This is a genomic window from Serratia sp. AR11 (genome assembly GCF_056376275.1).
Window position 1 is genome coordinate 3,101,875 of record NZ_CM150739.1, and the last position, 22,763, is coordinate 3,124,637.

A 22,763-nucleotide genomic window follows, 5' to 3' on the forward strand; every position below is an offset into this window, starting at 1 on the left:
GCTTAGGCCTCGGTGATGATTGGCACTCTGGCGGCCAGTGCCGTCAGTAATTCATAACCCAGCGTACCTGCCGCGGTGGCGACATCGTCAACCGGCAGACGTCGCCCCCACAGTTCCACTTCCGCCCCGATACCCGCATGCGGGCAAGGCGTCAGATCGACCACCAGCATATCCATTGAAACCGTGCCTAACGTTCGTGTCAGCACACCGTCCACCCAGACTGGCGTACCGGTTTGTGCATGACGCGGATAGCCATCGGCATAACCACAGGCTACCACGCCGATGCGTTGCGCTCCCTCGGCGCGGTAACGCCAGCCATAACCCACCTGATCACCGGATTTCAGCGTTTGAACACCGATAATTTCGCTACTCAGCGTCATGGTGGGTTGCAGACCGCTGTCGGCAATGTCACGCCATTGGCCGCTTGGAGAAGCACCATAGAGCACAATGCCCGGCCGCACCCAACTGCCATGGGTTTGCGGGTGCCACAGCGTAGCGGCAGAGTTGGCCAGACAGCGCGGCAAAGTGATGCCCTTCGCCGCCCGTTCTATGCTGGCCATTTGCGCCTCGACGCCCTGTGGACCGTCCGCGGTGGCGAAATGACTCATCAGCGTCAGGCTGGCGATATTGCCGATCTCCTGAGCCTTCATCCAGACAGAGTGCAAACGTTCCGGTGCAAAACCCAGACGGTTCATGCCGCTGTTCACTTTCAGATAAACATCCAGCGGTGCCGACAGTTTGGCCTCGGCTATCGCCGCCAGTTGCCAGTCGCTGTGTACCGAGGTCGTCAAACGATAACGGTCCAGCAGGGCCAAATCCTGTGGTTTGAAAAAACCTTCCAGCAGCAAAATCGGTCCTTGCCAGCCGGACTCACGCAGCAAAATGGCTTCGGCCAGATCCAGCAAGGCAAAACCGTCGGTCTGCGCCAGACTGCGCCAGACATGTTTGATACCGTGACCATAGGCATTGGCCTTGACCACCGACCAGACTTTGGCTTTGGGGGCGAAACGGCGAACCACCTGCAGGTTATTTTCAAAAGCGCCAAGGTGTAACGTGGCGGAAATCGGGCGAGGCATGGGCACTCCTACGGGCCGGCAAATGCGGTCACGGGCCAACGCCCGTGACAATAACATTATAAATTAGGGTTTTTAACGCGCGGGATGCACATCGTTCAAAGGGCCGGTGTAGAGGCTGCGAAATCCGGCGCTGTAACGTGCCACTCCCAGATCGTCTGAAGGAATGGCCGGCGTGATACCGGAAATCAAATCTGAAAGCAGTTGGCCGGAACCACAGGCCATGGTCCAGCCCAGGGTGCCGTGGCCGGTATTCAGGAACAGATTTTTCAGCGAGGTCTTGCCGACAATTGGCGTGCCGTCCGGCGTCATCGGCCGCAAACCGGTCCAGAAGGTGGCGTCTTCCACCCGTCCACCGTTAGGGTAAAGGTCGCGCACCACCATCTCCAGCGTCTCTCTACGCTTTTGTTCAAGCTGAGTGTTAAAACCAACAATTTCCGCCATGCCGCCGACGCGAATACGCTGATCGAAACGGGTAATGGCGATTTTGTAAGTTTCATCCAGCACGGTCGAGAACGGTGCGGCGGACTCATCGGTAATAGGAATGGTCAGCGAGTAGCCTTTCAGCGGATAGACAGGGATCGACACCAGGTCACGCAACAGCGCGGTGGAATAAGAACCAAAGGCCACTACGTAGCTGTCGGCTTTGAAGATTTCTCCGCCACATTGCACACCGCTGATCTTATCCCCTTCCACCAGCAGGCGATCGACGCTGCGGTTATACAGGAAAGTAACCCCGGCCTGCTGCGCCAGTTTGGCCAGTTGCTGGGTAAAGAGTTGGCAGTCGCCGGTTTCATCGTTAGGCAGTTGCAGCCCACCGGTCAGCTTATGTGCCACCTGCGCAAGTGCAGGTTCAACGCTGGCCAACTGACTGGCTTCCAGCAGTTTGTAGGGCACGCCGGCATCTTCCAACACCGCGATGTCTTTCGCCGCACTTTCAAATTGTTGCTGGGTACGGAACAGCTGCAGCGTCCCACCCTGACGGCCTTCATACTGGATGCCGGTTTCCTGGCGCAGCGCCTTGATGCAGTCACGACTGTATTCCGCCAGCCGCACCATACGCCCTTTATTGGTCATGTAGTGTTCGGTGTTGCAGTTTTTGAGCATCTGCCACATCCAGCTCAATTGGAAGCTGCTGCCGTCCAGACGAACCGCCAAAGGCGCATGGCGCTGGAACATCCATTTGACCGCCTTCAAAGGCACGCCAGGTGCAGCCCACGGAGCCGCATAGCCCGGTGAGATCTGACCGGCATTCGCCGCACTGGTTTCCATCGCCGGGCCGGGTTGACGATCGATCACCGTCACCTCATGCCCCGCTTTCGCCAAATACCAGGCGCTGGCAACACCCACCACTCCACTACCTAAAATTACCACTCGCATCGCTGACTCCAGCTTAAGGCTTCACAAAGCATAATCTTCTGCTCACAGGAAATTAACTCAGTGGAAAAATCCGTCCAACATCTTCGTCATCAAACGTGACAACATTCACAATTAATTTATCGTTCATGGCCGTCTCTTTTGCAATAGCTACCTATAAATAGCGATAAGATGCGGTGAAAGGAGGATTTGAGAGCGAAACACAGGCCGATGTGCAGTCAATGACTGCATTGATAGCACCAAGTAAAAGCCAAGAAAGCAACAAGGATTTAACAGAATATAAAAATGAAACAGCGCCAATACCACAGAGTAATAAACTACAAAATAGCAACTTTATTGATATAACGCTTTGCCGGAGTGAGATCCTGTTCCAGCAGAAAAAACTCAGGGTAAAAGCTCCCCGGTAGCTCTCCAGGTGAGTTGCCGACGACAGATCGTTGAATTTTTAAGCTTTATATCATTATTACCTCTGCGTAGATTGAGCTACGATTGATACAGGGTCTGCCGTTCGAGCAAGGTCCGTAATAACGAGGGTGCGCTGATGACTACTTCAACACATGATAAGGTCAAGGAAGATAAACGTCTGAGCGATGGACCGGACTGGACGTTCGAGTTGCTGCAGGTGTATCTGGAGCACATAGATCGCGTAGCCAAACATTACAAGCTCGACACCTACCCGCATCAGATCGAGGTCATTACCTCAGAGCAGATGATGGACGCTTATTCCAGCGTCGGCATGCCGATTAACTACACCCATTGGTCATTCGGTAAAAAATTCATTGAGACCGAGCAGCGCTATAAGCATGGGCAACAGGGCCTGGCCTATGAGATTGTGATCAACTCCAACCCCTGCATCGCCTACCTGATGGAAGAAAACACCATCACCATGCAGGCTTTGGTGATGGCGCACGCCTGCTATGGGCACAATTCCTTCTTCAAGAATAACTACCTGTTCCGCAGTTGGACCGACGCCAGTTCGATTGTCGATTACCTGCTGTTCGCCCGCCACTACATCAGCCAGTGCGAAGAGCGCTACGGCGTTGAAGAAGTGGAGAGGCTGCTCGACTCTTGCCATGCGTTGATGAACTACGGCGTGGACCGTTACAAACGGCCGCAGAAAATTTCACTGGTCGAAGAAACAGCCCGGCAAAAAAGCCGCGAAGAGTACCTGCAAAGCCAGGTAAACACGCTGTGGAAGACCCTGCCACGGGTTGAACGTGAAGAGGCACCTGAGCAGGCGCGCCGCTATCCAAGCGAACCGCAGGAAAACATCCTCTACTTTATGGAGAAGAATGCGCCGCTGCTGGAACCCTGGCAGCGTGAGATTCTGCGAATTGTGCGCAAAGTGAGTCAGTATTTTTATCCGCAGAAACAAACCCAGGTGATGAACGAAGGCTGGGCGACATTCTGGCACTACACCATCCTCAATCATCTGTACGACGAGGGCCGGGTAACCGAACGTTTTATGCTGGAATTTTTGCACAGCCATACCAACGTGGTTTATCAACCGCCTTACAACAGCCCTTATTACAACGGCATTAACCCTTACGCACTGGGCTTTGCCATGTTCCAGGACATCAAGCGCATCTGCCAGTCGCCGACGGAAGAAGATCGTTACTGGTTCCCGGACATCGCCGGTAAAGACTGGCTGGAAACACTTCACTTCGCCATGCGTGACTTCAAGGATGAAAGCTTTATCAGCCAGTTCCTGTCGCCGAAGATCATGCGTGATTTCCGGCTGTTCACCGTACTGGATGACGATCGCAATAACTACCTGGAAATAGCCGCGATCCATGATGAAGCCGGTTACCGCGCAATCCGTCAGGAGCTTTCGGCGCAATATAATCTGAGCGACCACGAGCCGAACATACAGATCTGGAATGTAGATTTACGCGGTGACCGTTCATTAACGTTGCGTTATATCCCGCAGGATCGCGCCCCGCTGGATAAAAGTCGGCGTGAAGTGATGAAACACCTGCACCGTCTGTGGGGCTTCGACATTATTTTGGAGCAACAGAACGAAGACGGCAGCGTCGAGCTATTGGAGCGTTGCCCACCGCGCCCAACACCGCTGTAAGACTGTTCAATAACTAAAAACTAAAGGGGCGCCAAATGGCGCCCCTTTTACGTAATGCGGTGTTGAGGTTAACGACGGGCTTCGGTCAGATCGCTTGGCATAGTGCCTTGCATGCTTTGCCAAATGGCGCCGCTATCTTTACCGTAGTTACGCACGCAGTCCATTACCTGATCGTATGACTTCTCATGGCACAGCGTCGACAGCTTGCTATAGAAAGTCAGCGCCAGTTTGCGAGACTCCGGGTTTGAGAAGTAGTAACGGCCAACGCGGGTATACAAGCCTTTCAGACCGTTGAAGATCAGACCGTAAATCGGGTTGCCGGAGGCAAACGCCAGACCACGGAAAATTTCGTAGTCCAACAGGTTGAAAGCATCCGCCTGATCTTCCACCTGAGTGGCTTTCGCCAACACTTCCTGAGCGGCCTCTGGATGGTTACGCACCGCTGCGCGAATAAAGATCGCCGCAATATTGGTTCGCACAGACAGCAGATTGTCGATCAATTGTGGAACGCTCTGATGGTCGAGGCGTGCCACCGTCTCAAGAATATTGAGGCCGGATGTTTCCCAGAAATTATTTACTTTGGTCGGTTTGCCATGCTGAATGGTCAACCAGCCATCACGCGCCAGGCGTTGTAAAACTTCACGTAACGTGGTGCGCGTGACACCAATCAGTTCTGAAAGCTCACGCTCCGCGGGCAAAATAGTGCCAGGAGGGAAGCGATTATTCCAGATACTCTCGATAATGTATTCTTCCGCGAAACCGGCAGGACTCTGCGCCTTTATGACCATGTGTTTGACGTTCCGTAGCGACGATAATCAGTAATAGTAGTCGGCTGATCATACCAGATCGCTATTGCATGACCTAGCGTGAGCGAAAAACATTGAACGAAACTGTGCATAAAGTGGCAAAAAACGTGCAAAAACACCGCTTAGAGAAATTTCTCATCGTAAAGCAAGCCCTTATTGCATCTGCCCCGGCGGCATTGTTAGGCTAGTATGAGACAACTTATTTTCAGGACGTGTAACGCATAATGGAAACGACCTTTCGCAGTGCCCTGGTGAAAAACTTCCTCGGGCAATCACCAGACTGGTACAAACTGGCCATTCTGGTTTTCCTGGTGGTCAACCCACTGGTTTTCTTCCTGGTCGATCCGTTCATTGCGGGTTGGCTGTTAGTAGTCGAATTTATCTTTACCCTGGCAATGGCGCTGAAGTGCTACCCACTGCTGCCGGGTGGTCTGCTGGCCATTGAGTCAGTACTGATCGGCATGACCAGTCCCGATCGGGTGGGTGAGGAAATTGCCCATAATCTCGAAGTGCTGCTGTTGCTGATCTTTATGGTAGCCGGCATCTACTTTATGAAGCAGTTGCTACTGTTCGTTTTCACCAAGCTACTGCTCAACATCCGCTCAAAAATGCTGCTTTCTTTGGCATTCTGTTTTGCGGCGGCGCTGCTGTCAGCCTTCCTCGATGCATTGACGGTCGTTGCGGTGGTTATCAGCGTCGCTACCGGATTTTATTCGATCTACCACAACGTGGCTTCAAACCGTTCTGACGGTAATGACGGTAATATTGATGTCGGTGACGATAGCACCCTGGTCAGTGACGATCACAAACAGACGCTCGAGCAGTTCCGCGCCTTCTTGCGCAGCCTGCTGATGCACGCAGGCGTCGGTACCGCGCTGGGCGGCGTGATGACCATGGTGGGTGAACCGCAGAACCTGATTATTGCCAAAAGCGCCGGCTGGGGATTTATTGACTTCTTCCTGCGCATGGCACCGGTTACCCTGCCGGTGTTTGCGTGCGGCCTGCTGGTTTGCTTACTGCTCGAACGCTTCGGCGTCTTCGGCTACGGAGCAAAACTGCCGGAACGCGTACGTGAGGTACTGACCGAGTTTGACCGCCAGGCTACCGCCGGACGCAGTAAACAAGAACAGGTCAGATTGGTCGTTCAGGCGCTAATCGGCATTTGGTTGGTGGTGGCGCTGGCCTTTCATCTGGCGGAAGTAGGCCTGATTGGCCTGTCGGTCATTATTCTCGCCACTTCACTGTGCGGCGTCACCGATGAACACGCCATCGGTAAAGCCTTCCAGGAGGCGCTGCCTTTTACCGCGCTGCTGACGGTATTTTTCACCGTGGTGGCAGTAATTATTGAGCAACACCTGTTTACACCGATTATTCATTTTGTTCTGCAGGCGCAACCCTCTTCACAACTGGCGCTGTTTTATCTGTTTAATGGCCTGCTGTCTTCGGTATCTGACAACGTGTTCGTCGGTACGGTATACATCAATGAAGCCCGTGCTGCATTTGAAAACGGTGTGATTTCCCTGAAGCAGTTCGAAATGCTGGCGGTCGCCATTAATACCGGCACCAATCTGCCATCGGTCGCCACGCCGAATGGTCAGGCGGCTTTCCTGTTCCTGCTGACCTCTGCGCTGGCACCGCTGGTGCGTTTGTCTTACGGACGGATGGTATGGATGGCTTTACCCTATACTGTGGTATTAACCCTGGTGGGTCTGCTGTGCGTCCAGTTTACACTGGCACCTGCGACTGAGCTGCTGACCCAGTGGCATTGGCTGACGCTGCCATCGATTGAAGCCGCTGCACACTGACCCTGTTAACCCACTCCGCTGTCAGCGACTATTTTTGTGCTGAAACAGGCTCAGGTAGCTGGCAGCAGAGTTGAATTGGTTTACACTGCCAGTTCAATTGCTTACTGCATGGAAGAATAAATATATGTTGCAATTCTTTAACCGCTGCTCGCAGGGGCGCGGTGCTTGGCTGTTGATGGCCCTGACTGCGCTGGTGCTGGAATTAGTTGCTCTCTACTTTCAGCACGTAATGCTGCTGCAACCCTGTGTGATGTGCATTTACGAACGCTGTGCGCTGTTTGGCATTCTGGGCGCCTCGCTGCTCGGTGCCATCGCACCAAAAACGCCACTGCGTTATGCCGCTATCCTGCTGTGGATTTACAGCGCCTGGGAAGGCCTGCAATTGGCATGGAAACACACCATGATCCAACTGCATCCTTCGCCGTTTAATACCTGTGATTTCTTTGTCAGCTTCCCATCCTGGCTGCCGCTGGATAAGTGGCTGCCTGCCGTGTTTCACGCGTCAGGTGACTGTTCAGTGCGTCAATGGGAGTTTCTGACTCTGGAGATGCCGCAGTGGCTGGTGGGTATCTTCACGGCTTATCTGCTTTTCGCCATCATTGTGTTGATCGCGCAGTTTGTGCGCCCGCGTCGACGTGACCTGTTTGGTCGTTAAGCATGCCCGAATAAAAAACGGCGCCTCAGGGCGCCGTTTTTTATGGAGTTGAGGAGACTCTTCAGAGATAAAGCGATATCAAGTGTGCGTAAGGTAATAAACGAGCACTATCAGTGCCCCAGCGACGGCAAACAGACGTATCATTTTCATTATTTTACTCTCGGAACTTAGCGTGAGAGCGGTCAAACTACCTAACCTTCTGTATAAAAAGAAGCATCCGGGCAAGATTTGGCACGTAATTTACATAACATTAAGTTAGCGGGGGAAAACGTCTTATTCGCGGGATTACAATCTCACTTTTCCGCTATAAAATCGTACTATAACGGAACAACTTATCTGCTCTCACCCACCTTATACAAAAAAACTCATCATAGTGATGCATTATTGCATCGATATTTTGATGAAGTTTGGCCGCAAAAACCTTATAGTATCCGCAAGTTAGTATTAACGATTTCCCTGGTGTTGTTGTGTGTCTTGCCCCTCTTCTTTGCAGGGGCTTTTTTCGTTTATCGCGCCCAGCTTGGTTTGTTCATGATGTGGTCCTGCCAGTCCACCACCTCACTTTCACGTACCGCAATATGCCGCACCGTAATGCGCTCACCGTGCATCGCCGCCTTGGAACCGCTAACCAGTGGATGCCAGGAGAATAACGGTTTGCCTTCGCCAATCAGGCGATATGCGCAGGTCGGTGGCAACCAGTCAAACGTCGTGAGGTTTTCACGCGTCAACTTGATGCAGTCTTCTTCCAGCTCAAAGCGACGTTCATAGTTGCGGCACTGGCACGATTTAATATTCAACTGGTCACAGGCTACGTTGGTGAAATAAATCTCGTCGGTATCTTCGTCGATCAGCTTATTCAGACAGCATTGCCCACAACCGTCGCACAGCGATTCCCACTCTTGTTCTGACATTTCCGCCAGCGTTTTTTGTTGCCAAAAAGGGGTTTGTGACATGTTCGCGTCCGGTATAGGTAAATGAATAGATAACCTGCGTACAGGTTTTGAGGATGCACTATATAGATATCCCAACCAAATGGAAAGGCTGAAAACACAATATAATCATAGCGATAACAATATATCTGTTTAAAAAAAATGCTATTTAAAACAACAGTATTCAGCATTAAGCGTCATGACCATCGGCCAATTTTTGTGGGCTTTCGGTGGAAAACAACACGGCTCGCATCGCTTAATTATACGTACAAATCACAGGCCTATCACCCTTTCGTTTCCCCCAGGATTATTGCCGGCCAACGCTTCAACTCACCGCTAAGATTCATCTTATAAAGCACTTTTTGCCGCCAGGAACGGCATAATCCTGCTATGTTTAATGTTCGCCTTTATAACCGAGATAGGGAGCCAAGTATGTTTGGAAAAGCAGAAGACAAGGTCAATGAAGCTGCCGGTGCCGTTGAAGAAGCCTTTGGTAAGGCAACGGACTCGCCGGATCATCAGGTTAAAGGCGCGGCCCGCAAATATGCCTCTCAGGCCAGCTACGCGGCTCGCGATGCGGCTGATACGGTGCGGACTCAGGTTGAATCCAACCCACTTGCCGGCGTGGCTATCGCCGCTGCAGTCGGGATTGTTTTCGGTTTCTTGCTGGGCCGTAAATAAGCATTTTGCCCACCCCTAACCGAAGAAAAAGACAAAAGGCCCCATGGGGCCTTTTTTAGTGCGTCTTGCCTGGCTTTAAATCACGCGAGTCGTTAATGATTTACCGTTGAGCGTGATTTTCAGCATGTCGCCTGAGCTCATCGGGCCAACGCCTTGCGGTGTACCGGTAAGAATAATATCACCTGCACGCAGCGTGAAGAAGCGGCTCATATAGCTGATCAGCGGCAGGATCGGGGTGATCATATCGCGAGTATTGCCCTGCTGACGCACCTGGTCATTGACCGTCAGTGACAGCTCGGCATTTTGCGGATCGCCAAACTCTGCCACCGGAATAAAACCGGAGATCGGGCAGGAGCCGTCAAAACCCTTGGCTTTTTCCCAAGGCTGTCCGGCCTTCTTGAACCCCGCCTGCAGCTCACGCAGCGTCAAATCCAGCGCAACACCGTAACCGGCGATAGCCCGAGCCACTCGATCTTCATTAGCCTGCTTTAACGGCGTGCCAATCAACACTGCCAGTTCCACTTCATGATGTACCGAACCGAACTCTTTGGGGATCGCCACCGGCTGGCGGATATCGCACAGCGCCGTTTCAGGCTTGATAAACACTACCGGCTCTGCCGAGGTCGCACTACCCATTTCCTTAATATGATCGGCGTAGTTACTGCCGACACAAACCACTTTGTTTACCGGAAAATCAAGTAATGAACCCTGCCAGTCTCTATGTTGATACATACCGCATCTCCCTACAATCATGTAGGGGCTTAGCTTGCTAAGCCCGTTATCCCACGCGCGGGTGGAGGTACCCTGGCCCTAATTTATTGCCCGATACCGTCAGCCATCATACCCACACCGATGGCAAAATAGTAAGAGCGATTCCAGTGCATGATCGTGCGAAAATTGTCATAAACCATGAACGCCCGGCCCTGCATGTCATCCGGCGTGATCACCCAGCTGCGCAGGGTAGAATGCGGCAAGGCTGAACCATCCGCACGACGCACGCCACGTTTTTGCCATTCATTGACGCTGTGGGCCTGGCTCACTTTCAGCCCCAGGCTGTCACTGCTGAAACCGACAGGCAGTTTAACTTCCCTGCCCCAGCCTACGCCCGGTTGCCAACCTTCACGCGACAGATAACGGGCCGTAGAGGCAAACACATCATCAACGTTGTTCCAAATATCAATACGGCCATCGCCATCGCCATCCGCCGCATAATTCAGGAATGAGGTCGGCATAAACTGGCACTGCCCCATCGCACCGGCCCAGGAGCCTTTCAGTTGTTCACGGCTGACATGCCCCTGTTCGAGGATCCGCAGTGCTGCCATTAGCTGTTGGCTGAAGAAAGCTTCACGGCGACCTTCAAAGGCCAGCGTAGCCAGCGCAGATATCACGTCTTCACGGCCCTGGATCTTGCCGAAGGCGCTTTCCATCCCCCACAGCGCCACCACATAACGCCCAGGAACACCGTAGTGAGCGGTAACACGAGACAACTGGGGTTGATATTGCCGGTAAAGAGCACGGCCCTGCGCTATCTTGGCCGGCGGCAATACACGTTTTAGATAATCATCCAGCGTGATTTTCTTTTCCGGCTGATTACGGTCTGCCTTAATCACTCGGTCGACAAAATGCGCGTTGGCAAAAGCGCTGGCGACGATAGCCGGGCTAATGCCCTGCGCCAGCGCCTGACGTTTCAGTTGTTCTACATAGGCTGGGAACTGTGCCGGATCGCGACCGGTTTCAGCCAACGTGCCTTGTGCTGGCGCAGCAGTTGTAGCCGGTGAAGCGACCTGTGCCATCAGTTGCGGACATACGCCAGTTCCCAGCGCCAGCAGAGCCACTATCGCTGTCTTCGCTGACCCTCTCATCACCCAGCTCCTTTGTTGGTTTGGGGTTACTGATCCAGCGTAGCCCCTGTACGCCAACGACGGTTATTTTTTGTCGTCAGACAAGTGCTGTTTTAATAAATTTTCCAGCGGCGGTGGAACCTGCAGATAGAACCCTTCTTCTTTCAGGGCCTCTTTCACTTTCTCAATATCTGCCGAGGCTAATTTCTCCCGACCTTCAAGAGAAAGCACCATTGCCAATTGCGGCGTGCCGAAACTTTTCAGCAGATCTTCCGGCACTCGGGAGAAATCGTCTTTTTTTTCGACATAAAGATAAGTTTGATCGCGTTTCGAGCTTCTATAGATCACACAAAGCATGTTTTTAACTCTATTTAATTGGGGCAGCGTCTTGCCTGGATATAACTCTGACTATAACATGCTTATAGTACTTCGGAATATCGCACCCCGATTGGTATTCCGGGGATTTAAAGTTGCTGAGACTGAGTCAGGATAGATGTCACAATCGCCAATTGAACTAAAAGGCAGCAGTTTTACCCTATCGGTTGTTCATTTGTATAATTCGGAACCCGAGGTAATACGTCAGGCGTTACAAGAAAAAGTCGAGCAAGCGCCCGCTTTTTTGAAAAATGCCCCTGTTGTTATCAACGTTGCAACGCTGAACGGCGACGCAAACTGGAAAGAACTTCAACAGGCTGTCACGGCAGCAGGGCTGCGCGTTGTGGGTATCAGCGGTTGCAGAGATGAGCGGCAAAAACGTGCAATAGCCCGTGCCGGGCTGCCGTTATTGAACGAAGGCAAAGGCCAGAAGATGGCTCCCCCGGAACCGGCGCCCGCGCCAGCCCCGGTGGTGGATCCCAACGCCCCCGCCAAGACGCGCATCATCAGTACCCCTGTTCGTTCCGGCCAACAGATTTATGCCCGCAACAGCGATCTGATCGTGACCAGCAGCGTCAGCGCCGGCGCTGAATTAATTGCCGATGGCAATATTCACGTTTACGGCATGATGCGCGGTCGTGCGCTGGCTGGTGCTTCAGGTGATACGCAGTGCCAGATTTTTTGCACGCACCTGGGTGCTGAGCTAGTCTCTATCGCAGGGCAGTACTGGTTGAGCGACCAAATCCCGTCCGACTTTGTCGGGCAGGCTGTACGACTCAGCCTGTTGGATAACGCTTTAACCATACAACCTTTAAATTAAGCCCTTTTGACAAGGAATCCATTTCATGGCACGCATTATTGTTGTTACATCGGGTAAAGGGGGCGTTGGCAAGACCACTTCAAGCGCGGCCATCGCTACCGGCCTAGCCCAAAAAGGTAAGAAAACCGTGGTGATCGATTTTGATATCGGTCTGCGGAATCTTGACCTGATCATGGGCTGCGAACGCCGGGTGGTTTACGATTTCGTTAACGTCATTCAGGGTGATGCCACGCTGAACCAGGCGTTGATCAAAGACAAGCGCACCGATAACCTGTTTATCTTGCCGGCTTCGCAAACGCGCGATAAAGACGCGCTGACCCGCGAAGGCGTTGAAAAGATCCTCAACGATTTGGGCGAGATGAATTTTGACTTCGTGGTCTGTGACTCTCCGGCAGGTATCGAAACCGGCGCGCTGATGGCGCTGTACTTCGCAGATGAAGCCATCATCACCACCAACCCGGAAGTTTCCTCAGTACGTGACTCCGACCGTATTCTGGGCATTTTGTCATCCAAATCCCGTCGCGCTGAAAGAGGCGAATCGGCGATTAAGGAACATCTGCTGCTGACTCGCTATAACCCGGGCCGCGTGAGCCGTGGCGATATGCTGAGCATGGAAGACGTACTGGAAATCCTGCGCATTCCACTGGTCGGCGTTATCCCGGAAGACCAGTCCGTGCTGCGGGCCTCCAACCAGGGTGAGCCGGTGATCCTTGATGCCGAATCAGACGCTGGCAAGGCCTATGACGACACCGTTAGCCGCTTGTTAGGGGAAGAACGCCCCTTCCGCTTCATTGAAGAAGAGAAGAAGGGTTTCCTGAAACGCCTTTTTGGGGGATAAACCATGGCATTACTAGACTTCTTTCTGTCCCGCAAAAAGCAGACAGCCAATATAGCCAAGGAACGGCTGCAGATTATCGTCGCTGAGCGTCGTCGGGGGGACAGTGAGCCCCCGTATCTGCCTGATTTGAAACGCGATATTCTGGCGGTAATTTGCAAATACATTCAAATCGACCCTGAAATGCTGCACGTGCAGTTTGAGCAGAAAGGGGACGATATTTCGGTGCTTGAACTCAACGTGACATTACCGGAATCGGAAGAAGTAACTAAATGAGTGTGACGCATTAATTACCCCCTGTGTATTTTATACAGGGGGTAACTGTATGCATAACCAGTTATTGAGATAAAAAAGACTTAATAATCGTTTTTATCCTTTGGGATTAATCTCAATTAATCTTGCGTCACGTTTGTTTAAAGTAAAAGCTACCAATAAGTGTTTTGACTTCGACTATTTCTAATAAATAATCAGAGCAGGGTTTCCTTACCCTACCCCAACGTTTTACAGCCCGATTAATAACCCTTCAAAATGTCCTGAAGTGGTGCCGCTAATAAATCACCGCGCCATCCGCTGACTAATTCTGGCAAATTGTCGCCAACCTTCAATTTCCAATGCCAGTTCAGCAACTGGTTAATCTGCCGACGCGATGCCAACAATTCGCTGCTCAACCCGCTTTGCTCACTGGCAATGACGATCGCCGCTTTGATTTCCTTAAATACTTTCTTATAACCCGGCTGGTCAATCAGGTTCGGTAACGGCTCCGGCAATGCCGATTCTTCCAGCTCGGCGGCCTCTGCCACCAACGCCACCAGCGTTTTACCATGATAACGAATTTCAGGGCCGCTCAACCCCAGCGAGTCCAGTTCACCCAGCGAGGTCGGCATATGACGCGCTACCTGCCAGAGGTTTTCCTCACGTACCACGAAGTTCACCGCCAGATCACGCTCACGCGCCTGACGCAGTCGCCATTCAGCCAGTTTCTGCAAGCAACCCAACTGGCGGGGACGTAATTGCCAGGCGTTGGTAATTTCGCGATAGGCCAATTCCGGCGTCAGCGTCTCGCTACGGCGTTGACACAACAGCAGGCATTCGTTGCTGGCAGCCGCCGTCCAACCGGCCTCTTCCGTCTCCTGCACCAGCCGTTTGGCCATTGGCAACAGATAGAACACATCCGCAGCGGCGTAGACACACTGTTTTTCCGTCAGCGGACGCGCCAGCCAGTCGGTCCGGGCTTCGCTTTTATCCAGCTCCACCTGCATGTACTCCGCCACCAGGGTAGCGAAGCCACAAGACATCGGACGACCGGTAAAGGCCGCCAGGATCTGGGTATCCACCATTGGCGTGGGTAGCGTTTTGAACGCGTTGAGGAACACTTCCAGATCCTCACTGCCGGCGTGCAGGAATTTCACCACCTGAGTGTTGCTCAGCAGCTCGATAAACGGCTGCCACTGCTTGATTGGCAAGGGGTCAATCAGGGAGAGTTGTTCACCATCGTATAACTGAATCAGGCCTAACTGCGGATAGTAAGTGCGCGTTCTGACAAATTCGGTGTCCAGCGCAATCTGGGCATGCTTTTTTGCCTGATCGCAGACCTGCTGCAATCCGGCATCGGTAGTGATCAACTGATAGTTCAAAACGTCATTCTCTTGGTCGCTTTCATGATTCAAACACAACAACGCCGGCATTCACCGGCGTTGTTGATCTGTAAGGCGTAGATGATAGCCTAGGCGGCATCGGCTGCCACAGGTTTTTTCTGTTCATCACGCAGTTCTCGCCGCAAAATTTTACCGACGTTAGACTTCGGCAACTCGTCGCGGAACTCAACAATTTTAGGCACTTTATACCCGGTAAGCTGCCGACGACAATGGGTCAACAGCTCTTCTTTGGTCAACGAGGCGTCTTTCTTCACTACGCAGATCTTGACAGCTTCACCGGAGACGTCACTTGGCACGCCAATCGCCGCGCATTCCAACACTTTAGGGTGCTGGCTGACCACGTCTTCAATCTCGTTCGGGTAGACGTTGAACCCGGAAACCAGGATCATGTCCTTCTTGCGATCGACGACGCGCACAAAGCCCATCTCATCCACTGTAACGATATCGCCGGTCGCGAGCCAGCCATCTTTCAACACTTCATCAGTGGCATCCGGCCGCTGCCAGTAGCCTAACATAACTTGCGGCCCTTTAACCCACAGTTCACCCGGCTCGCCGACCGGCACATCATGGCCATTGTCGTCCACCAGACGAATGTCCGTCGACGGCACCGGCAAACCGATGCTGCCGCTGTAGTGTTTCAAATCGTAAGGATTTCCGGTGACCAGTGGCGCACACTCCGTCAGGCCATACCCCTCCAGCAAGTGCTTGCCGGTGGTTTTCTCCCACTTTTCCGCCACCGCTTTCTGCACCGACATGCCACCGCCGACGGAGAAACGCAACGTGGAGAAATCGAGCTTGTGGAAGTCCTCGTTGTTCAACAGCGCATTGAACAGGGTGTTCACCCCGCTCATGGCGGTGAACGGATATTTGCCCAGTTCCTTCACCAGCCCCGGAATATCGCGCGGGTTGGTGATCAGCAGATTATGTCCGCCCAGATCGATAAACAGCAGGCAGTTCACCGTCAATGCGAAGATGTGGTACAGCGGCAGCGCCGTCACCACCAGTTCCTGCCCTTCGCGGAACAGCGGTAAATAGGCCGCCTTGGCCTGTTCCAGGTTGGCCTGCATGTTACGGTGCGTCAGCATCGCGCCTTTTGCCACGCCGGTGGTGCCACCGGTATATTGCAGGAACGCCAGGTCAGAGTTGATGATATCGGGTTTGACATACTGCAGCCGCCGGCCGCGCTGCAGCGCACTGCGGAAAGAAATAGCCGCCGGCAGATGGTATTTCGGCACCAGCCGCTTAATGTATTTCACCACAAAGTTAACCAGCGTACCTTTGGCAGCGGAGAGCTGGTCGCCCATGCGCGTCAGGATCACGTGCTTTATCTGGGTGTTGAACACCACTTTTTCCAGCGTGTGGGCGAAGTTGGAGACGATCACGATGGCGCTGGCACCGCTGTCGTTCAATTGGTGCTCCAGTTCACGCGGCGTATACAGTGGGTTAACGTTGACCACCACCATACCGGCTCGCAAAATGCCAAACAGTGCGATCGGATACTGCAACAAATTCGGCATCATCAGGGCAACGCGGTCACCCTTCTGCAGACCCAGTTCATTTTGCAGGTAAGCGGCAAAAGCGCGACTACGCTCTTCCAGCTTGCGGTAGGTCATCACCTCGCCCATGTTCATAAAAGCGGGTTGATCCGCATAACGCTTAACCGCATTTTCAAACATTTCGACCAAAGATGAATAACGATCGGCGTCGATCTCTGCCGGAACATCTGCCGGGTAACGTTTTAACCAAACCTTATCCAAGGTATTACTCCTGAAATCATTATTCATTATCATCGCAGCCCCTAAATATGCAGCCAAACCATAACAATATTTTAACTCAGCAGACCAGTTTGAGTTTTAAACAATATTAAGGTTGCGATGTACGTCACTAATTGGCGCCGTTTCCCTGCGCCAAAAGGAAAAGGCGGCCGGAGCCGCCCTTTCAAAATTGTTAACTTCTCGCGAACACTACTCGGTAACTATGGTTTGCACCTGCACCGGACCAGGATTGTACCAGCCGTAACCCACGCCCCAGCCGGGGCCCCAGGTACCGCTACGCCAGCCCCATGGCCCCATTGGCGCCGGCGGCATCATCACCTGTTGGCTAAGGTGCCAGCGTTTATAACCGGTGGCGTTCATGGTGACAAACTTGTACGGCGTCATGCCAATCTTGCCGTCTCTGACGCCGGTAATTGGCCCCACCACGGTAACCAGCTGACCTTTGAAATCAACCGGTTCCAGGAAACCGTTAACAGAGGCCAGCAAGCGCCCCCGTGACGGCTCGCCCAAAATCGGTCGGGCACCGGAATCGAGCGGCACGGCGGCAATTTCCAACACCGTACGCCCCTGCTCATTAGCGACATTCACCACGGTACCGCCAAAACGGGCCTCAGCACCCACAAACAGGTTCGGTGCATTCTGCACCGAGGACAACTGCTGCACCGGCGTTTCCGTGCTGCCTTTAATTACATCGGGCACGGTAACGCAGCCCGACAACGCAAACGCACCACCGGCAATAGCCAGTAGCGCCATTTTTTTACTTACAGTGCGGGTTAGCATCGTCGCAATCTCCTGAAATAGCTGTAACTTTGACATCAGTTCACCGAGCAAGTTGCAGTTCATTCATATGCCGAACGCCAGCAAAGCACAATAGGTTTGCGCTATTCACGCCCCGGCAATTTTTTCCAGGTGACTTCGTTACGCAGGTAGGTCGGCTCGGCATTTTCTACCGCTACGGCCTGCCCCTGTTGCCAGGCATGCAGCGCCAATGGCAGCATATCTTCCGCCTGCGGCAACAGCATTTGACCATCGCTCAAGCTTAGCGAAGAACCGGTGACCAGATCCGGATAGGTTTGCCAGCCGGTGCCAACATGCGCCCAGTGCCCCTGCAGGCCTTGCGCTCGCGTCAGCGCCTGCGGAGGTGAAAGTACCGCCTCACCTTCGCTTTCCAGCCAATGGCCGTCTTGCTGACGCTCAAACTGGCCCCAGTAAACTTCACCCATGCGCGCATCTATCGCCGCCAGCACTCGATCAGCCCCGGCGACGCGCCAGGCACCCTGTGCCATGGTCTGCAAAGTAGAAATACCCAGTAACGGCAAGTCGGCGCCCAACGCCAGACCCTGCGCGATACCGATACCAATACGCACGCCGGTAAAACTCCCTGGGCCACGGCCAAAGGCCAGAGCATCGAGTTGATTAAGAGTGACGCCGGATTCCGCCAGCACTTGCTGCACCATAGGTAAAATGCGTTGCGTATGCTCACGTGGGCACAGTTCAAACAGGGCGTGGATTTCGCCTTGATTCCAGATGGCAACGGAACAGGCTTCCGTCGCTGTATCGATCGCTAAAATTCGCGTGGACATGCCAACCTCAGGCGGGAAAAAAACAGGGTTTTTCATACAGGGCGCGCATTGTAGCACAGCCCTGTGGTCACGCCTATCCGCTAGCGCTCTGCCTGCAGGAAGGCAATCGCCTGGGCGATATCGCGGGTACGGGGCGTCGGCGGCAGGCTGTTGAGGAACACTTCTCCATACGGCCGCATCACCAGGCGGTTATCGCAGATCACCAACACGCCACGGTCGTCGGTATCGCGGATCAAGCGCCCAACGCCCTGTTTCAGAGTGATGACCGCATCCGGCAATTGCACATCGTTAAAAGGATCGCCACCGCGCAGTCGACAATCTTCAATCCTCGCTTTCAGCAAGGGATCGTCGGGCGAGGTAAACGGCAGCTTGTCGATAATCACGCACGATAAAGCATCGCCGCGCACGTCGACCCCTTCCCAGAAACTGCTGGTCGCCACTAACAGCGCATTACCGGACTCAACAAATTGCGCCAACAGTTGGCCCTTACTGGTTTCCCCCTGCAACAGCACCGGCAAGGTCATGGTTGCACGGAACTCTTCCGCCAGTTCACGCATCATCTGGTGCGAGGTACAGAGGAAGAAACACCGGCCGTTATTGGCCTCAATCAACGGCCGCAGCATACGCGCCAATTGCCGTGCCCCGCCCGGCTGGTTTGGTGACGGCAAAAAGCGCGGCACGCACAGCAATGCCTGTTTTGCATAGTCGAACGGGCTGGCCAACAGCAGGGTTTTGGCCTTATTCAGGCCCAGACGATCGGTAAAATGCCCCATTTGCTCATTAACCGATAACGTTGCCGAGGTGAAAATCCAACTGCCCGGTTTCTCATCGAGCAACTCGCGGAAACGATCGGCGACCGTCAACGGCGTCAGCGCCAAAATAAAATGGCGTGAATTGCACTCGTACCAGTAGCTGAAACCGGGTTCCGTCACTTCTTTCAAACGTTTGAGGCGCGCACGATACAGCGTGGCGCGTTCGAAGGCGGCATCCAGCAAGGCTGAACGACCGAGGGACAGCTTGACTACGTCGTAGCAGAGTTCGAGCGCATCATCGAGCAACAGCAAGGCGCGCTGCACATTAGGTTGGCTTAGTACCTCGCGCAGGTTACCGCGAAAGCCTGGCTCTCCCAGCATTAAGCGGAAATCCTGCGTACTTTGGCTAAGACGGTCGGCACTTTTTTGCAGCTGCGCCGCGTCACGCACTTCGGTGCGGTAAGCAATGGAAATGTCTTTGGCCAGATCCAGCAGTTGGCGGCTGGTTAGCTGTTTGCCAAAATACTGGCTGGCGATGTCAGGGATCTGATGCGCTTCATCGAAGATCATCACATCGGCCTCGGGGATCAGTTCGGCAAAACCGCCCTCTTTCACTACCATGTCCGCCAGGAACAGATGGTGGTTCACTACCACCACGTCCGCATCCATGGCACGGCGACGCGCCTTGACCACAAAGCAATCTTTATACAACGGACAGTCGCTGCCCAGACAGTTATCGTTGGTACTGGTCACCAGCGGCCAGACGAAGCTGTCTTCCGCCACGTCGCTGCAGCTACTGATGTCACCCTCTTTGGTCATTGATGACCATTTGCGCAGATGGACCAGATCGATCAGCGCCTGTCCGGCCAGTTCGCCACCGGCCATCGACTGCTGCTCCAGACGTTCCAGACACAGATAATTAGAACGCCCCTTCAACAGCGCCATCTTGCCTTTGTAGTTCAGCGCCTTGGCAACGGTGGGCAGATCCCGTGCATAAAGCTGGTCCTGCAGCGCTTTTGAACCGGTGGAAATAATCACTTTGCGATCGGCCCGCAGTGCCGGTGCCAGGTAGGCGAAGGTTTTACCGGTGCCGGTGCCCGCTTCGACCACCAACTCCTGCTTGAAGTTAATGGCTTCGGTGACCGCTTCCGCCATCTGCCGCTGTGCTTCACGCGGTTTGAAACCCTTGATTGCCTGCGCCAGGGCGCCGTCTGTTGCGAAATCGTCTGTCACGCTATCTCTCTGCCGGTATTATTCAGCGTTGATTATGCCAATCCTGCAGCGCGGCTACCACCGACTTTAACGTCGAGTATTTCTGCCGATGGCTGTGATACCCTACACGCGACTATGATATGGAGATAACCGAATGAATATTGAAAGAATTGATCCCGCCGATCGCTGGTCTGAAGCCGTGGTTCACAACGACACCGTTTATTACACCAGCGTGCCGGAAAATCTGGATGATGACGCTATCGCACAGACGGCCAACGCCCTGGCGGCGATTGACGTGATCCTGGCCCGTGTGGGTTCCGACAAAAGCCGGGTGCTGGACGCCACCATTTTTCTGGCCGACGGCGCTGACTTTGCCGGGATGAATGCCGCCTGGGATGCCTGGGTGGTTGCCGGTAGTGCCCCAGTGCGCTGTACCGTGCAGGCAAAATTGATGAACCCGAAGTACAAGGTTGAAATCAAAATCATTGCCGCGCTGTAAAGCAAAAAAACCGCAGACGATAACGCCTGCGGTTTTATTTTGTCGTATTTGCGGCTGATTAAGCCAGTTTGATGATCACCATCCCCGCCAGTAACAACACCAGACCAATCCAGCCCTTGGCATTTAACCGTTGACCAAACAGGATCCAGCCGGCAGCGATTGTCGCGGCGATACCGAAACCGCCCCACAGCGCATAGGCAACCGAAAGATCAATCCCCTTCACCGCCTGCGCCAGCGCACTGAACGCCCCCAGTACCGACAGCAGAGACAGCAGGCCCAACCAAACTTTACGGAAACCGTCCGACATCTTCAGGAAAATGTTGGCGATAATCTCCAGTACGATCGCCAATCCCAGAAAAGCAATGTGGTACAACTCAAGCTGTTGCATGGTTGTCACCTCGCGGCGTTACCTGTTTTCGTGGTTTGCGGGTGCCGGACTTCACCAGCATGATGCCGACAATCAACGTCACCAGACCCAGCACCTTCAACGCCGAGATCGGTTCGTCAAACCACAGCACGCTAAACAGGGTAATAAACAGGATACCGATACCTTCCCACAGGGCATAAGCGACGCCCAGAGCAACCCGTTTTACCGCCATCGACAGCATTACATACGATGCGGTGATCATTACATACATCACTATATGGCCGGTCATACCGCCGCTAATGCTGGCGTATTTCATTGACAGGGTACCGATAATTTCGGTCGCTATGGCCAAACCTAAAAAGATCCAATAAATCATGATTTCTCTCCCAAACGGCGAATAAGGCACGCTAAGGCATATTTATCCCGATTTATCTCGTCAGACAGGCGCAAACAGGCGCTGAAGACGCAGAGATCCCTGGGGATAAACTGACCCAAACGTAATAAAAATGTTTGCCCGGCTACGCGAAATGACGAAGGACTGAGCCTGTCACCAGCACCGGTTAAGGGAGAAAGACGCTATAGCTCGCTGCACCAGTGATGCTCACTGGCAAGGATGGCAGACAGGAAAAGCTGGCAAGTAGAGGTTCTGAGGGTAATTCCATTAGTTGTCATCATAAGTATTCTCTATTCTCAGCCGCACATAATCTTGTTACACGGAGTGCGATTTGCCCAATATCCTCATCAAGTAAAATTTTAACTGCAATAGTTGTACCATAGCAACAATCATAAAGCAAACCGCTATTTTCACAAAAACTATAAAAAAATAGTCTATAAATAAGAAAGTTAAGGAATTTAAAAATAAAAAAAAGGTTCAACATTCTGTTGAACCTTGGTTTAGGTTGGTTCGGGCAAATAATCGCCAAACCCAGGCCCAGCGCGGGTTACGCCGTGGCGCCACTCACTGCGGTACGAGCCAGTTCAGTGATGCGTGCGTAGTCGCCATTTTCCAACGCGTCGGCCGGTACCAACCAGGAACCACCGATACACAGTACGCTTTTCAGCGCCAGGTAATCACGGTAGTTGCCTGGTGTAATGCCACCGGTCGGGCAGAAACGTACCTGCGGGAATGGGCCGCCGATCGCCTGTAACGCCTTAACGCCACCGTTGGCTTCCGCCGGGAAGAACTTGAACTCACGCAGACCGTGATCCAGGCCCAGCATCAGTTCTGAAACGGTGCTGATACCCGGAATCAATGGAATGCTGCCTGCGGTAGCGGCTTTCAGCAGCGCCTCCGTCAGGCCCGGACTGATAGCGAATTGCGCACCGGCTTCGGTCACCGCCTGTAACTGCTGCGGGTTAAGCACAGTGCCGGCACCGATAATCGCCTCCGGCACCTCTGCCGCGATAGCGCGGATCGCGTCCATCGCGCAGGCAGTGCGCAAAGTGACTTCCAATACGCGCACGCCACCGGCGACCAGCGCCCTGGCCAGTGGCACCGCATGTTCCAGCTTATTAATCACAATCACCGGAACTACCGGACCGGCGGTCAGGATCTGTTCTGCGCTGGTTTTCCAGTTTTTCATCGTTACTTCTCCATTACTTACGGGTTATCAATGGCACGCCCCTGCCACAGGGGCCCACGGAGT

General features: G+C 53.3%; 24 protein-coding genes. 9 read left to right on the forward strand and 15 right to left on the reverse strand.

What is annotated here, in order from left to right; all coding sequences use genetic code 11:
- Positions 1-2: 2 nt before the first annotated feature.
- Positions 3-1,076: a catabolic alanine racemase DadX gene (gene dadX / locus ACSOSI_RS14605; RefSeq protein ID WP_476705671.1), complete on the reverse strand. Its 1,074-nt coding sequence runs from the start codon at positions 1,074-1,076 to the stop codon at positions 3-5.
- Between the two features lie 72 nt (positions 1,077-1,148).
- Positions 1,149-2,453 (reverse strand): D-amino acid dehydrogenase, encoded by a 1,305-nt coding sequence (locus ACSOSI_RS14610; RefSeq protein ID WP_012145470.1) that lies wholly within the window; start codon positions 2,451-2,453, stop codon positions 1,149-1,151.
- A gap of 173 nt (positions 2,454-2,626) precedes the next feature.
- Between ACSOSI_RS14610 and ACSOSI_RS14615 the strand changes: the two genes are divergently transcribed.
- Together ACSOSI_RS14615 and ACSOSI_RS14620 are read left to right on the forward strand one after the other, a co-directional pair.
- A complete protein-coding gene (locus ACSOSI_RS14615; RefSeq protein ID WP_476705672.1) occupies positions 2,627-2,857 on the forward strand; it encodes a hypothetical protein in 231 nt (76 codons plus the stop codon).
- A gap of 134 nt (positions 2,858-2,991) precedes the next feature.
- A complete protein-coding gene (locus tag ACSOSI_RS14620; RefSeq protein WP_012145471.1) occupies positions 2,992-4,527 on the forward strand; it encodes a SpoVR family protein in 1,536 nt (511 codons plus the stop codon).
- Between the two features lie 68 nt (positions 4,528-4,595).
- On the opposite strand, the gene fadR is transcribed toward ACSOSI_RS14620, so the two are convergent.
- Positions 4,596-5,315, reverse strand: coding sequence for a fatty acid metabolism transcriptional regulator FadR (gene fadR, locus ACSOSI_RS14625; RefSeq protein WP_012145472.1), 720 nt, complete (start codon positions 5,313-5,315; stop codon positions 4,596-4,598).
- A gap of 242 nt (positions 5,316-5,557) precedes the next feature.
- Here fadR and nhaB point away from each other — a divergent pair, with 242 nt between their 5' ends.
- Positions 5,558-7,138: a sodium/proton antiporter NhaB gene (gene nhaB / locus ACSOSI_RS14630; RefSeq protein WP_476705673.1), complete on the forward strand. Its 1,581-nt coding sequence runs from the start codon at positions 5,558-5,560 to the stop codon at positions 7,136-7,138.
- 124 nt (positions 7,139-7,262) lie between these two features.
- Entirely contained in the window at positions 7,263-7,793 is a 531-nt protein-coding gene (dsbB, locus tag ACSOSI_RS14635; protein WP_012145474.1) for a disulfide bond formation protein DsbB, read from the forward strand.
- A gap of 506 nt (positions 7,794-8,299) precedes the next feature.
- Here dsbB and ACSOSI_RS14640 read toward each other — a convergent pair.
- Positions 8,300-8,746 carry a YcgN family cysteine cluster protein gene (locus tag ACSOSI_RS14640; RefSeq protein ID WP_012145475.1) on the reverse strand — a complete coding sequence of 149 codons (447 nt, stop codon included), beginning with the start codon at positions 8,744-8,746 and terminating at the stop codon, positions 8,300-8,302.
- Positions 8,747-9,154: 408 nt separating this feature from the next.
- On the opposite strand from ACSOSI_RS14640, the gene ACSOSI_RS14645 reads away from it, so the two are divergent.
- Entirely contained in the window at positions 9,155-9,403 is a 249-nt protein-coding gene (locus ACSOSI_RS14645) for a CsbD family protein (protein WP_012145476.1), read from the forward strand.
- A 75-nt stretch (positions 9,404-9,478) separates the two neighbouring features.
- Here ACSOSI_RS14645 and ACSOSI_RS14650 read toward each other — a convergent pair whose 3' ends face one another.
- From ACSOSI_RS14650 to ACSOSI_RS14660, 3 genes are all read right to left on the reverse strand, one after another.
- A complete protein-coding gene (locus ACSOSI_RS14650; RefSeq protein WP_012145477.1) occupies positions 9,479-10,135 on the reverse strand; it encodes a fumarylacetoacetate hydrolase family protein in 657 nt (218 codons plus the stop codon).
- Positions 10,136-10,218: 83 nt separating this feature from the next.
- Complete coding sequence (locus ACSOSI_RS14655) at positions 10,219-11,265, reverse strand: lytic murein transglycosylase (protein ID WP_476705674.1); 1,047 nt, start codon at positions 11,263-11,265, stop codon at positions 10,219-10,221.
- A gap of 63 nt (positions 11,266-11,328) precedes the next feature.
- Positions 11,329-11,601, reverse strand: coding sequence for a YcgL domain-containing protein (locus ACSOSI_RS14660; protein ID WP_012145479.1), 273 nt, complete (start codon positions 11,599-11,601; stop codon positions 11,329-11,331).
- A gap of 136 nt (positions 11,602-11,737) precedes the next feature.
- Here ACSOSI_RS14660 and minC point away from each other — a divergent pair, with 136 nt between their 5' ends.
- Genes minC through minE form a run of 3 tightly spaced genes read left to right on the forward strand, consistent with a single transcriptional unit; the run spans position 11,738 to position 13,550 of the window.
- A complete protein-coding gene (gene minC, locus ACSOSI_RS14665) occupies positions 11,738-12,439 on the forward strand; it encodes a septum site-determining protein MinC (RefSeq protein ID WP_419245840.1) in 702 nt (233 codons plus the stop codon).
- 25 nt (positions 12,440-12,464) lie between these two features.
- On the forward strand, positions 12,465-13,277 hold the full coding sequence (minD, locus tag ACSOSI_RS14670) for a septum site-determining protein MinD (protein WP_012145481.1): 813 nt from the start codon (positions 12,465-12,467) through the stop codon (positions 13,275-13,277).
- A gap of 3 nt (positions 13,278-13,280) precedes the next feature.
- Positions 13,281-13,550: a cell division topological specificity factor MinE gene (gene minE / locus ACSOSI_RS14675; RefSeq protein WP_012145482.1), complete on the forward strand. Its 270-nt coding sequence runs from the start codon at positions 13,281-13,283 to the stop codon at positions 13,548-13,550.
- Between the two features lie 236 nt (positions 13,551-13,786).
- Here minE and rnd read toward each other — a convergent pair whose 3' ends face one another.
- The 5 genes from rnd to ACSOSI_RS14700 form a co-directional block, all read right to left on the reverse strand.
- A complete protein-coding gene (rnd, locus tag ACSOSI_RS14680; RefSeq protein WP_476705675.1) occupies positions 13,787-14,908 on the reverse strand; it encodes a ribonuclease D in 1,122 nt (373 codons plus the stop codon).
- Between the two features lie 89 nt (positions 14,909-14,997).
- A complete protein-coding gene (gene fadD / locus ACSOSI_RS14685; protein WP_017893083.1) occupies positions 14,998-16,686 on the reverse strand; it encodes a long-chain-fatty-acid--CoA ligase FadD in 1,689 nt (562 codons plus the stop codon).
- Between the two features lie 207 nt (positions 16,687-16,893).
- Positions 16,894-17,484: a Slp family lipoprotein gene (locus ACSOSI_RS14690; protein WP_112364017.1), complete on the reverse strand. Its 591-nt coding sequence runs from the start codon at positions 17,482-17,484 to the stop codon at positions 16,894-16,896.
- 101 nt (positions 17,485-17,585) lie between these two features.
- Positions 17,586-18,287 carry a tRNA (adenosine(37)-N6)-threonylcarbamoyltransferase complex dimerization subunit type 1 TsaB gene (tsaB, locus tag ACSOSI_RS14695; RefSeq protein WP_476705676.1) on the reverse strand — a complete coding sequence of 234 codons (702 nt, stop codon included), beginning with the start codon at positions 18,285-18,287 and terminating at the stop codon, positions 17,586-17,588.
- Between the two features lie 80 nt (positions 18,288-18,367).
- On the reverse strand, positions 18,368-20,272 hold the full coding sequence (locus ACSOSI_RS14700) for a DNA repair helicase YoaA (RefSeq protein WP_012145487.1): 1,905 nt from the start codon (positions 20,270-20,272) through the stop codon (positions 18,368-18,370).
- 133 nt (positions 20,273-20,405) lie between these two features.
- Between ACSOSI_RS14700 and ACSOSI_RS14705 the strand changes: the two genes are divergently transcribed.
- A complete protein-coding gene (locus ACSOSI_RS14705) occupies positions 20,406-20,750 on the forward strand; it encodes a RidA family protein (protein WP_476705677.1) in 345 nt (114 codons plus the stop codon).
- 58 nt (positions 20,751-20,808) lie between these two features.
- Here ACSOSI_RS14705 and mdtI read toward each other — a convergent pair whose 3' ends face one another.
- The 3 genes from mdtI to ACSOSI_RS14720 all read right to left on the reverse strand — a co-directional run bounded on the left by mdtI (position 20,809) and on the right by ACSOSI_RS14720 (position 22,700).
- On the reverse strand, positions 20,809-21,138 hold the full coding sequence (mdtI, locus tag ACSOSI_RS14710; RefSeq protein WP_012145489.1) for a multidrug/spermidine efflux SMR transporter subunit MdtI: 330 nt from the start codon (positions 21,136-21,138) through the stop codon (positions 20,809-20,811).
- Positions 21,125-21,493, reverse strand: coding sequence for a multidrug/spermidine efflux SMR transporter subunit MdtJ (mdtJ, locus tag ACSOSI_RS14715; RefSeq protein WP_012145490.1), 369 nt, complete (start codon positions 21,491-21,493; stop codon positions 21,125-21,127). The genes mdtI and mdtJ overlap by 14 nt, the downstream gene beginning before the upstream one ends.
- A 565-nt stretch (positions 21,494-22,058) precedes the next feature.
- Positions 22,059-22,700: a bifunctional 4-hydroxy-2-oxoglutarate aldolase/2-dehydro-3-deoxy-phosphogluconate aldolase gene (locus ACSOSI_RS14720; protein ID WP_012145491.1), complete on the reverse strand. Its 642-nt coding sequence runs from the start codon at positions 22,698-22,700 to the stop codon at positions 22,059-22,061.
- Positions 22,701-22,763 lie beyond the last annotated feature (63 nt).